The sequence below is a fragment of the Flavobacterium ustbae genome, assembly GCF_003946915.1.
GTDB lineage: Bacteria > Bacteroidota > Bacteroidia > Flavobacteriales > Flavobacteriaceae > Flavobacterium > Flavobacterium ustbae.
The window spans coordinates 111,610-124,530 of sequence record NZ_RPOC01000006.1; the positions used below are offsets into that span (position 1 = coordinate 111,610).

Genomic DNA, 12,921 nt, shown 5'->3' on the forward strand with positions numbered 1-12,921 from the left:
ATAGATAAATTCAATACATTATATTTAACGAAATCTTTATTTTTGTAAAAAAAATATCAAGAATGAGAGTTAAAGAACAAGGGCTTTATCTGCCTGAATTTGAACACGACAATTGTGGTGCAGGATTTATTTGTAATTTGAATGGTATTAAGTCAAATGATATTATTCACAAAGCATTAGACATCTTAATTAAATTGGAACATCGTGGTGCCGTAAGTTCTGATGGAAGAACTGGTGACGGGGCCGGAATTTTATTCGACATTCCTCATGATTTTTTTAAGAAAGTATGTGACTTTGAAATCCCTGAAGCGCGTGAGTATGCAGTAGGAATGGTTTTTTTACCAAAAAGCAAAAACCAAGTTTCTTTCTGTATTAATGCATTTGAGGCTACTATTAAAGACCAAAACTTAAAAGTTTTAGGTTGGAGAGATGTGCCGGTTGACGTTGAAAATTTAGGGCAAATTGCCGCAGAAAAAGAACCAACTATTAAACAAGTTTTCGTTTCTAAAAACGGACAGGATTTAACAGAACAAGAATTTAATGCAAAACTTTTTGCAGCTAGAAAAATTGCAGAACATGCCGTAAGAGGATCTAAAACTTCTGAAAGCCACATGTTTTATTTTACTAGTTTATCGACCACTACTATAATATATAAAGGTTTATTGATGCCAGAAGACATCAGCCGTTATTATATAGATTTGAAAGATCCAGAACTGGTAACTCGTCTTGCACTTGTACACCAGCGTTTCTCTACCAATACTTTTCCATCTTGGGATCTTGCTCAGCCGTTTAGATACATGTGTCATAATGGTGAGATCAACACACTTCGTGGAAACGTAAGCCGTATGCGTGCTCGTGAAGAGTTGATGCAAAGCAAAGTTTTTGGCGATGATATCAAAAAATTATTCCCAATTATCTTAGAAGGAAAATCAGATTCTGCTTCTATGGATATGGTGGTTGAATTATTATTAATGACTGGACGTTCTCTTCCAGAGGCAATGATGATGGTGGTTCCTGAAGCTTGGGAAAAACACCAGACCATGTCTCCAGAAAAAAGAGCTTTCTATGAATACAATGCTTGTATCATGGAGCCTTGGGACGGTCCCGCTTCTATTCCGTTTACAGATGGAAACGTAATTGGAGCTTTATTGGACAGAAATGGTCTTCGTCCTTCTCGTTATACATTAACGCATAGCGGATTCGTAATTATGTCGTCTGAAATTGGTGTCCTTGACATCGATCCGGAAGATGTAATTCAGCACGGACGTTTGGAGCCAGGAAAAATGTTCTTAGTTGATATGAATGAAGGGCGTATCATCGAAGACGAGGAAGTGAAGAAAGCGATAGTTACAAAACGTCCGTACCAACAATGGGTTGACGAAAACTTATTGCCTCTTGCTAAAGTTCCTTACACCAATAATCCTACTCCTGTTGAAAAACTAGATTTCTTAACAAGACAAAAATTATTTGGCTACACGATTGAAGATTTAAAAACAATCATTAACCCAATGGGAGGCCAGGGAGCTGAAGCAATCAGTTCTATGGGTAACGATACACCTTTGGCAGTATTGTCAGACCAGCCTCAATTATTGTATAACTATTTCAAACAATTATTTGCTCAGGTTACCAACCCGCCGTTGGATGGTATTCGTGAAGAAATCATTACCGATATTAGTTTAGCAATTGGAGGAGATTTCAATATTTTTGAAATCGAATCTAAACAATGTAAAAAATTAAAAATCCAAAATCCAGTTGTTTCTAACGAGGATTTGGATAAAATCAGAAATATCGATCACCCAGATTTCAAATCGGCTACTATTTCTACTTTATACAAAATAGAAAAAGGAGTTAACGGTTTAGAAAGAGCGCTTGAAAAATGTGTTCAAGCAACTTACAAAGCTGTTGAAGAAGGATGTAACATTATTATCTTATCTGACAGAGGTGTTAGCGAAGAATTAGCTCCAATTCCGATGTTATTGGCTTGTTCTTACATTCACCACTCTTTGAACATTTTACAGGTTCGTTCTAAATTCGGAATCATTATCGAATCTGCCGAACCTCGCGAACCGCATCATTTTGCTTTATTGTTCGGATACGGCGCAAGCGCGATCAACCCTTACATGGTAAACGAAATCATTCACGATCAGGTGGCTCAAGGTTTCATTACTGGGGTAAAAGCTGATTATGCTGTTGTAAACTATAACAAAGCGATTGCAAAAGGTATCGTAAAAATCATGAACAAAATTGGTATCTCTACTTTACATTCGTACAGAGCTGCTCAAATTTTCGAGATTTTAGGTTTAAACAAAACATTTACATCTAAATATTTCCCTTACACGCCTTCTAGAATTGAAGGAATTGGTTTGATGGAAGTAGAAAAAGAAGTGAAAAAACGTTTCCAAAAAGCTTTCCCAAATTCAAAAATTGCAAACTTGCTTTCTCTTGAAATTGGAGGTATTTACAGATGGAGACGTGGCGGTGAAAAACACATGTTTAACCCGACAACAATTTCTAAATTACAACAAGCTGTTCGTTTAAACAGCCCAGAAAGTTATAAAGAATACTCTAATGCCGTAAATGAGCAAAGCTCAAACTTAATGACTATTAGAGGTTTATTTGAATTCAATAATTTAGATCCAATTTCTATTGATGAAGTAGAGCCTTGGACAGAAATTGTGAAGAAATTCAAAACTGGTGCCATGTCTTACGGATCTATTTCGAGAGAAGCGCATGAGAATTTAGCTATTGCGATGAACAGAATTGGCGGGAAAAGTAACTCTGGAGAAGGTGGAGAAGATCCTAAACGTTTCCAGAAAGAAATTAACGGAGATTCAAGAAACAGTGCGATCAAACAAGTGGCTTCTGGACGTTTTGGTGTTTCGATCAACTATTTGACAAACGCTAAAGAAATCCAGATCAAAATGGCTCAGGGCGCAAAACCTGGAGAGGGTGGACAATTACCCGGAGAAAAAGTAGTGCCGTGGATTGCCGAAACTAGAAACTCTACGCCTTATGTAGGTTTGATTTCGCCTCCACCTCACCACGATATCTATTCTATTGAGGATTTATCTCAGTTGATTTATGATCTAAAAAATGCAAACCGTGAAGCTCGTATCAACGTAAAACTGGTTTCTGAAGTTGGAGTTGGAACCATCGCTGCCGGTGTTGCAAAAGCTAAAGCTGACGTAATCTTAATTTCTGGTTATGACGGAGGAACGGGTGCTGCACCATTAACTTCATTACAGCATACAGGTATTCCATGGGAACTTGGTTTAGCAGAAGCTCAGCAAACTTTGATTCTGAACGACTTAAGAAGCCGTGTAGTTCTAGAGTGTGACGGACAGTTAAAAACAGGTCGTGACGTGGCGATAGCAGCTTTACTGGGAGCAGAAGAATTTGGTTTTGCAACTGCACCGCTTGTAGCTTCTGGTTGTATCATGATGAGAGCTTGTCACTTAAATACTTGTCCGGTTGGTATTGCAACTCAGGATCCTGAATTGAGAAAGAATTTCAAAGGAACTCCAGAGCATGTAATCAACTTTATGTATTTTATTGCTGAAGAGTTGAGAGAAATCATGGCACAGTTAGGTTTCAGAACTTTAAAAGAAATGGTAGGTCAGTCTCAAAAATTAAATGTAGACAAAGCGATCAAACATTATAAAGCTAATGGTTTAGACTTGTCTACTATTTTATACAAACCGGAAAAAGCAAAAACACAGCCAAATCACAATACTACTACTCAAGATCACCAACTTGAAAACGTATTAGATTTTGACATTATCAAAGAAGCGATTCCGTCTATTTATAGAAAAGAGAAAACAAGAGTAACCTTTAAAATTAAAAATACAGACCGTTCTGTAGGTGCAATTTTGAGTAACGAAATCTCAAAAATCTATGGTGCACAAGGATTACCAGATGACACTATTTTAGTTGATTTTGAAGGTTCTGCCGGACAAAGTTTTGGTGCTTTTGCAACAAACGGATTGTCATTTAAAATTCACGGAAACTGTAATGATTATTTAGGAAAAGGTCTTTCTGGAGGAAAATTAATTGTAAAAGTACCTCCTACTGCGACTTTCAAACCTGAAGACAACATCATTATCGGAAACGTTGCCCTTTACGGAGCTATTACCGGAGAGGCGTATATTAATGGAATGGCTGGAGAGCGTTTCTGTGTTAGAAATTCTGGAGCAACTGCAGTTGTAGAAGGAATTGGAGATCACGGATGCGAGTACATGACCGGTGGTACAGTGGTTGTTTTAGGAAAAACAGGAAGAAACTTCGCAGCTGGTATGAGCGGTGGTGTAGCTTATGTTTACGATCCTAAAAAGAAATTTGATGCCACAGTTTGTAATATGGAAATGGTTGCCTTTGACCCAATGGAAGAAGAAGACGTTACCAAATTGAGAAAACTGATCAAAAATCATTCATTGTACACCAGCAGTCCATTAGCAAAAAGAATTTTAGCAGACTGGGAAAATGAACAGCAGCACTTCGTAAAAGTAATGCCAACCGATTACAAAAAAGCATTACAAAGAATTGCAGAAGAGAAAAAAATAGAAGAATTAATAGCTTAATTAAAGGTTCTGAGCTACAAAGGTGCAGAGATGCTAAGTTTTACTCACCTCTCACATTTCACAACTCACAACTAAATTTATTAAAAATGTCATGGGTAAAATAGGCGGATTTAAAGAATATAGCAGAGCCGACGAAAGTAATTTAGCGGTAGCAGAACGTGTTTCGAACTACAACGAATTTACTATTCCGTTAGCAAAAGATAAAATAAAAGAACAAGGATCAAGATGTATGGATTGTGGTATTCCTTTTTGCCACAGTAGTTGTCCGTTAGGGAATTTAATTCCGGACTTCAACGATATGGTGCATCAGGAAGAATGGGAAAGCGCTTTAAGAATTTTACAATCTACAAACAACTTCCCGGAATTTACAGGTCGCTTATGCCCTGCTCCATGTGAGAAATCATGTGTATTAGGAATTATCGCAGAGCCTGTTGCAATCGAAAACATCGAGAAAAACATCGTTGAAAGAGGTTTTGCTGAAGGGTGGATCAAACCACAAATACCAGCAAAAAGAACTGGAAAAACGGTTGCTGTTATTGGTTCAGGACCAGCGGGTCTTGCAGCTGCTCAACAATTAAACAGAGCGGGACACACCGTTACGGTTTTTGAAAGAGATAACGCGATTGGTGGTTTATTACGTTACGGAATTCCAAATTTCAAATTAGAAAAAGGAATTATCGACCGTCGTGTAGCAATCCTTGAAGCAGAAGGAATCACTTTTAAAGTAAATGTAAACGTTGGGGTTAACTTTAGCGTAAGCGAATTAAATGCTTTCGATTCTATCGTTTTATGCGGTGGAGCTACAGAAAGAAGAGGTTTGCCAACAACTAAAGGTTCTGACAGCAAAGGAGTTGTTCAAGCAATGGATTTCTTAACGCAGCAAACTAAAGTAGTTTTTGGAGAATCTATTCCAGATCAGATAAAAGCAACTGGTAAAGATGTAATCGTTATTGGTGGTGGAGATACGGGTTCTGACTGTATCGGAACTTCTAACAGACACGGTGCTAAATCGGTTACTAACTTTGAGATTTTACCAAAACCTCCAGTTGGAAGAAGCGAGTCAACACCTTGGCCTTTCTGGCCTTTGCAGTTGAAAACATCTTCTTCTCACGAAGAAGGTTGCGACAGAAACTGGTTAATCAACACTAAAGAATTTATTGCAAACGATAAAGGCGAACTAACTGGATTAAAAACCGTTGAAGTGCAATGGAAAATGACGCCGGGACAAAGACCTGAATTAATCGAAAAAGAAGGTTCTGAGAAAATCTGGCCTTGCGATTTAGCGCTATTAGCTCTTGGATTTACAGGTCCTGAAAAAACGTTAAGCGAGCAGTTAGGAATCGAAACCGATATGAGAAGCAATTACAAAGCTCATAATTATCAGACAAACGTTCCTCATATCTTCACCGCTGGAGATATGCGTCGTGGACAATCATTAATCGTGTGGGCTATTTCAGAAGGTCGCGAAGCAGCAAGAGAAGTAGATTTATTCCTTATGGGATCTACCAACTTGCCTACTAAAGGAAAAGGAGATTTACCAAGTTTGTAAATTAAAGCTACTAAGGTGCTGAAATTCTAAGCTTCTAAGTTTTTCTTTTAGCATCTTAAAAATCTTTATTCCGATAACAACATAACTACTACTACAAACCCTTGAATGTATATTCAGGGGTTTTGTTTTTATTTTTTTTCGCCACGAATTCACGAATTAATTTTAATACGTGACGCTGAAAATTATCCTTCTTAATTTCACGAATTATATTTTAGAAGATAGCCGATGGCTCCAACCATTGGTATGCAAAGCAAAAATTAGAGAAATTCGTGAATTCGTGGCAAAAAAACAATCCATTTAATCTGTGTAATCTGTGGCAAAAATTAATTCAACAGCATTAAAAATTAGAAAAATTCGTGAATTCGTGGCGAAAAAAAATTAAACCATTTAATCTGTGCAATCTGTGGCAAAAATTAATTCAACAGCATTAAAAATTAGAAAAATTCGTGAATTCGTGGCGAAAAAAAAATTAAACCATTTAATCTGTGCAATCTGTGGCATAAATTAATTCAGCAGCATTTTTAAATTAGAAAAATTTGTGAATTCGTGGCTAAAAAAAACTTAGTACCTTAGTGCCTTAGGATCTTAGTCCCTTTTAAACGTTACAAAATTCCCTAAACAGCAACTTTTTGTTTAAAAACAAACAATTTGTTATAATTTGTTATTTTTCTACAAATTATTTGCTGATACACAAAAGAGTAATAACTTTGCTCAAAATAATTTGAAAAATGCAAGCAAAAGATTTACTGCAGTTAGCAGACCAATTTGGAAGTCCATTGTATGTTTACGATGCTGAAAAAATCCAATCTCAGTACAACAGATTAACTAAAGCTTTCTCTAAGGTAGAAAACTTAAGAGTTAATTACGCCATGAAGGCATTGTCAAACGTTGCGATTCTTCAGTTATTAAAGAACATGGGGTCTGGTTTAGACACTGTATCAATTCAGGAAGTTCAGTTAGGACTTCACGCTGGCTACGATCCTGACAAAATTTTCTTTACACCAAACGGAGTTTCTCTAGAAGAAATCGAAGAAGTTGCTGCAATGGGTGTACAAATCAATATCGACAACTTATCAATTCTGGAGCAATTCGGAACAAAACATCCAAATATTCCAGTTTGTATTCGTATCAATCCACACGTAATGGCAGGCGGAAATGCTAATATTTCTGTTGGACATATCGATAGTAAATTCGGAATTTCGGTACACCAAATTCCGCATATTTTGCGAATTGTAGAGAATACAAAAATGAGCATTGTTGGAATTCACATGCACACAGGATCTGATATCTTGGATATCGAAGTATTCTTGTATGCTGCTGAAATCTTGTTCGATACTGCAAAACATTTCAAAGATTTACAATTCTTAGATTTCGGAAGCGGTTTCAAAGTGCCGTACAAAAAAGATGATATCGAAACAGATATTGAAGAATTAGGGAAAAAATTATCAAAAAGATTCAATTCTTTCTGTGCAGAATACGGCAGAGACTTAACCTTGATTTTCGAACCTGGAAAATTCTTGGTGAGCGAAGCAGGTCATTTCTTAGTAAAAGTAAACGTAGTAAAACAAACAACTTCAACCGTTTTTGCTGGAGTTGATAGTGGTTTCAACCACTTAATCCGTCCAATGTTATACGGATCTTCGCATCATATCGAAAACATCTCGAACCCAAAAGGAAAAGAGCGTTTTTATTCTGTTGTAGGATACATTTGCGAAACTGATACGTTTGCAAACAACCGCAGAATTCCAGAAATTACAGAAGGTGACATTTTAGCTTTCCGTAACGCCGGAGCATATTGTTTCTCAATGTCTTCGAACTACAACTCAAGATACAAACCAGCCGAAGTGCTATGGATGAACGGACAAGGAATCCTGATTCGTGCACATGAAACTTTCGAAGATTTACTTAAAAATCAAATTCCGTTGCCACAAGAAATTGCTGCAACAGTTTAAAAATAGAAAAAAAGAGAATATCTAGAAGTCCCGTTTCTTAATTGAGGCGGGATTTTTTAATTAGATATTTAGACTTCTTAGATTTTTAGACCTTTTAGATTAAACTTTTTGTGAGGCTGAGCGTCCCGAGGCTTCGGGAGAAGCCCACGCAAAGCTTATCAGTCTCAATTATCACCCAAGTTTGTCATTTCGACGTAAGGAGAAATCGCACTAAAAATTCCACAAAGATTATATCATTTTATAGCGGAAACATAATAATAAAAATTATGTATATTCGTACAAAAAAATAAAAATGCTAAACCCTCAACTCGGTTATCATACTTATTATGTTTATATCATAACTAATGAACATCGCACTTCATTTTATATTGGCGTAACAAATAATCTAAGACACAGACTTCAAAAGCATAAAGAAAATATCGATTCAAAAGAAAATACGTTTGCTGCCAAATACTTTATTCAATTTTTAGTTTACTACGAAAAATTTACTTGGATTCAAGAAGCCATTACCCGAGAAAAGGAATTAAAGAAGTGGAGAAGAGATAAAAAACTTCAATTGATTAAAGATTTTAATTCAAATTTTGAATTTCTTAATTCTCGCTTTGAGTAAGGTCAACTATTTCTCAGAATCTAATTCAATACTCCTTAAATCAGCTAGTTGTCATTTCGACCAAAGGGAGAAATCACACTAGAAACTCCACAAAAAACATCGCCAATCTTTGTAGACAAACTAGTGCGATTTCTCCTTTCAGTCGAAATGACAAACTGAACGAAAATATTATCATAAAATGATTATCCTATCGCTGATAGAAGTGCAAATCCTTTTTTATTTTTTCTTTAAAAATAAAAAAAATTGTAAAGGATAGCGGAATTAGCTCCCAAAAAATATATTTTAGCTTTACCAAATCAACCTAAAAAAAATAAAATGAAATTCAAAATTACCCTATCAACCCTGCTCCTACTATTTACGATCAACTCTTTCAGCCAAACCATTGCTGATTTAAAACTAAAACCAAAAGAAATTCCGAAAGGCGGTTATATGGTAAGCGACGGAAATATTTGCATTACGCCACAAGCCTGCACTTTTTATAATGATATTGAAACCTACGCAAACATTGTTGGAACGGTAAAAAGTAAAGCCATTCAGAGTTTTAAAAGCAAAGCAGACCGCGGTTCTATTATGTATTTTGAGTTTGATCACGTTTTTAAAGGCGATAGATTCCTTCAAGGATTATTGTGGGGAAAAGCTGGCGAACCAACAGCTGAACATCCAGAAGAATATTTGGCAAAAGGAAAATTCCTTGTTATTTGGAGTTTACAGCCAGATAGTCCGCTAAAAGAGAAATCGGAAACTAAAGTTGAAGCAATTTTAGAATAAAAAAATCCCGTTTCTTTATTTTGAAACGGGATTTTCTTTAAATATCTTAAAACGGTATTATACATTTTTTCGTAAAAACTTAAATAATAAATAGAGTATATAAAGTAAAAAAAAACCAAATACAATCATTAAAAACTGCCACATAAATAACCCAAAGCTGAAATCATTAATTAATTTATCCATAATTTTATCTTTTTTATGTTTTCATTTTCTAAAGTGTAAATAAAAGAAAAAAATCTTATAATTTTAAAAAATATTCAAAATGAAACCACAAGTACGAATTCTGTTTTACTCTATTTTATTCTTTTTATATCTAACGCTTACTCAATTTATTCTATCGTTGGGTACAGTTTTAAAAACAGATCCTTACATCACTTTAGGTTGTGGTTTTGCGGTTTTAAATCTTATTTACGCCTTTTTTGGTTTGAAATGGAAACCGCTTTTAAATATTATCTGCGCGATCGGAATAGCGGCTTTGGCTTTATTCCTAGCCTTGCAGTTTACTAATCTACATTTGTTTATAGATTATGATCCGTATCAGGTGAAAACTGCCATTTTTGCTAATGCTGTTTTTTCTATTATTTTTTGGGAGATTTTGTATCAGATAAAGGTAAGAAGACAATAATTTATTCAATTGCCGACAGCTTTAGCTGGCGGAAAAATATAGTACGAAATAGGCTTTAGCCAAAACTCTCAAAGTTTGGCTAAAGCCTTTTCTTTTTTCACTAACCACACCTCCAGCTGAAGCTGGAGGCAATTCATTTTCTTATCTCTATTTCTATCGTTCTATTAGATTTAAATAAACTTAAAAAATAATTTAGTAGTTTTACCTTAAGTATTTAAGAATCAAACTTATGAAACGACAGCCATCTATAGACATCGTACGCGGAATTGTAATGATTATTATGGCTCTGGATCATGTTCGGGATTTGATGCATGTGGATTCAATTACCCAAAGTCCAACCGATTTGGCGACAACTTCTCCATTACTGTTTTTTACGCGATGGATAACGCATTTGTGCGCGCCAATTTTTGTTTTTCTGGCAGGAACTTCGGTTTATCTTTCACTTCAAAACGAAAATAATTTTGCTCCAAAAAGACAGAATTTAATTAAAAGAGGATTTTGGTTAATTTTCCTCGAATTTACCGTTGTCAATTTCGGTTTGTTCTTTGATATTGGTTTTCATACCCTATTATTTGAAGTCATCGCCGCAATAGGTTTCGGCTTTATAATTCTAGGATTATTGCTAAAAATCAATTACCGAAAATTAGGAATTACTGGTCTAATCATAATTGTTTGTCACAACCTTTTGCCTTTAATTCCGTTTGCAGAAAACTCAATTGTAAAAGCTGTTTTATCTCCCTTTTTTGCCCCAGTAGTTTTTCCTTTTTCTGGAAGAGCTTTTATTATGGGCTATCCTCCTATTCCGTGGCTCGGAATTATGCTTGTTGGTTTTGCAACGGGAAAATTCTTTGTATTCGAAACTGAAAAAAGAAAAAAACTATTTGTCAAAATAGGTTTAAGCGCTTTAACGCTATTTGTCATCATGAGATTGGTTAATATCTACGGAGATCCTGCATTATGGACTTCTCAAAAAGATTCGGTTTTTACCTTTTTGTCATTCATCAATATTACCAAATATCCGCCTTCTCTTCTATTTTGTCTTGCTACTTTGGGCATTATGTTTTTACTTCTAGCTTTTGCAGAAAAATTTACAAAGGGAATCAAAAAAATAACTTTGGTTTACGGTAAAGTACCTTTATTTTATTTTGTCGTTCATTTTTATGTCATTCATATTCTAACTTTATTGATGCTTTTTGCTCAAGGTTTTAATTGGACTCAACTTGAGTTTGCTTCTGGAACCTTCGGCAGACCAAAAAATCTAGAAAGTGGATTGCCTCTTTGGACAATTTATTTGATCTGGATATTTGTAGTAGCATTACTTTATAAACCTTGTGTCTGGTTTGGAAAATATAAATCCGAAAATCAGCACTGGTGGCTGAAATATATTTAGCCTAGATTTATTATTAATAAGAAAATTAGATAAAGTATAATTCTTCTTATGAAAAACCAAACGTTCTAATCTAGCCCCGATAGAGCCGATATCCTCGGATCCCGATCGCAATCGGGAGGAGAGATAAAGGCGAAAGCGGGACAAGTCTTCCTATGAAAAACAGCTCCTTCTGCTCCTTAAATAAATTAGAAAAAGGCATAGTTGTTGAAAGTTAAAAAAGATATATTTACACCTTCAAAAAACAGACTATGCAAAAAATTACTTTTCTTTTTTCTATATTGTTTTTAGCCTTCTCATCTTGCGGGGTCAAAACAACTCAATCTATGCTTAGCGACGGAAATTATGATGGCGCGATTGATCGTGCTGTTGAAGCGCTTCGCACCAAAAAGGATTCTAAAGGTAAACAAGATTATGTTTATTTGCTTGAAGAAGCTTTTGCAAAAGCAAAGGATCGAGACAGTCGCAATTTAGAAATGTTGAATAAAGAGAACAATCCTGCAAATGCAGAGCGCATTTACAATACTTATTTACAGCTAAATAACCGTCAGGAAAAAATTAGGCCACTTCTGCCCTTGCCTTTATTGAAGCAGGGAAAAAACGCTTATTTTCCTTTTGAAAATTATTCTGATGAGCTTGTAAACAGCAAAAATGCTCTTTCTAAATATCTGTACGAGAATGCTTCTGCTCTTTTGAAATCAAATAATAAAATGGATTTTAGAAAGGCTTACGATGATTTTGCTTATTTGGAAAGCATCAATCCAGGCTACAAAAACACTAAAAAGCTGATGGATGATGCGCTTTTTAAAGGAACAGATTTCGTAGATGTTTATGCTAAAAACGAAACAAATATGGTGATTCCAAAAGTGCTTCAAGAGGATTTATTGGATTTCAAAACTTACGGTTTGAACGATAAATGGACGGTTTATCACAGCGCCAAACAAAAAAATGTAACGTACGACTATAGTCTGATTCTAAGTTTCAGACAGATCGCTATTTCGCCAGAACAGATTAAAGAAAAAGAATTCATTAAAGAAAGACAGGTAAAAGATGGTGTAAAAACACTTTTGGATAGCCGCGGCAGACCTGTAAAAGATAGTTTAGGCAAAGAAATCAAAGTAGATAATTACAAAATGCTGCGTGCAACGGTTTATGAGTTCAGACAATTTAAATCTTGTCTGGTAACCGCAAAAGTTGATTATGTAGATTTAAAAAGCAACCAGCTCGTGCAGACTTTCCCGATTAGCAGTGAGTATGTTTTTGAAAATGTTTATTCGACGTATAAAGGAAATAGAAACGCTTGCGATGATAATTATCTGGCGTATTTTGACAGACGCGCTGTTGCGTTTCCGAATAACGAACAGATGGTTTTTGACACAGGTGAAGACCTGAAAGCCAAGCTAAAAGACATCATTGTAAAGAATAAATTTAGAAGATAATTATATAACACACT

8 protein-coding genes are annotated in these 12,921 nt (G+C 35.4%); all 8 read left to right on the forward strand.

Going from position 1 to position 12,921, the window contains the following annotated elements:
• Nucleotides 1–62 precede the first annotated feature (62 nt).
• On the forward strand, nt 63–4,577 hold the full coding sequence (gene gltB, locus EG814_RS10325; RefSeq protein WP_125721570.1) for a glutamate synthase large subunit: 4,515 nt from the start codon (nt 63–65) through the stop codon (nt 4,575–4,577).
• A gap of 91 nt (nt 4,578–4,668) precedes the next feature.
• A complete protein-coding gene (locus EG814_RS10330; protein WP_125721572.1) occupies nt 4,669–6,126 on the forward strand; it encodes a glutamate synthase subunit beta in 1,458 nt (485 codons plus the stop codon).
• A gap of 728 nt (nt 6,127–6,854) precedes the next feature.
• Complete coding sequence (gene lysA / locus EG814_RS10335) at nt 6,855–8,078, forward strand: diaminopimelate decarboxylase (protein ID WP_125721574.1); 1,224 nt, start codon at nt 6,855–6,857, stop codon at nt 8,076–8,078.
• Nucleotides 8,079–8,370: 292 nt separating this feature from the next.
• Nucleotides 8,371–8,688, forward strand: a complete 318-nt coding sequence (locus EG814_RS10340; RefSeq protein WP_125721576.1) for a GIY-YIG nuclease family protein — start codon at nt 8,371–8,373, stop codon at nt 8,686–8,688.
• 315 nt (nt 8,689–9,003) lie between these two features.
• Nucleotides 9,004–9,456, forward strand: a complete 453-nt coding sequence (locus EG814_RS10345) for a hypothetical protein (RefSeq protein ID WP_125721578.1) — start codon at nt 9,004–9,006, stop codon at nt 9,454–9,456.
• 262 nt (nt 9,457–9,718) lie between these two features.
• Nucleotides 9,719–10,081: a hypothetical protein gene (locus EG814_RS10350; protein WP_125721579.1), complete on the forward strand. Its 363-nt coding sequence runs from the start codon at nt 9,719–9,721 to the stop codon at nt 10,079–10,081.
• 229 nt (nt 10,082–10,310) lie between these two features.
• Nucleotides 10,311–11,471, forward strand: coding sequence for a DUF1624 domain-containing protein (locus EG814_RS10355; protein ID WP_125721581.1), 1,161 nt, complete (start codon nt 10,311–10,313; stop codon nt 11,469–11,471).
• Nucleotides 11,472–11,719: 248 nt separating this feature from the next.
• Nucleotides 11,720–12,907: a hypothetical protein gene (locus EG814_RS10360; RefSeq protein ID WP_125721583.1), complete on the forward strand. Its 1,188-nt coding sequence runs from the start codon at nt 11,720–11,722 to the stop codon at nt 12,905–12,907.
• The last annotated feature ends 14 nt before the right edge of the window (nt 12,908–12,921 follow it).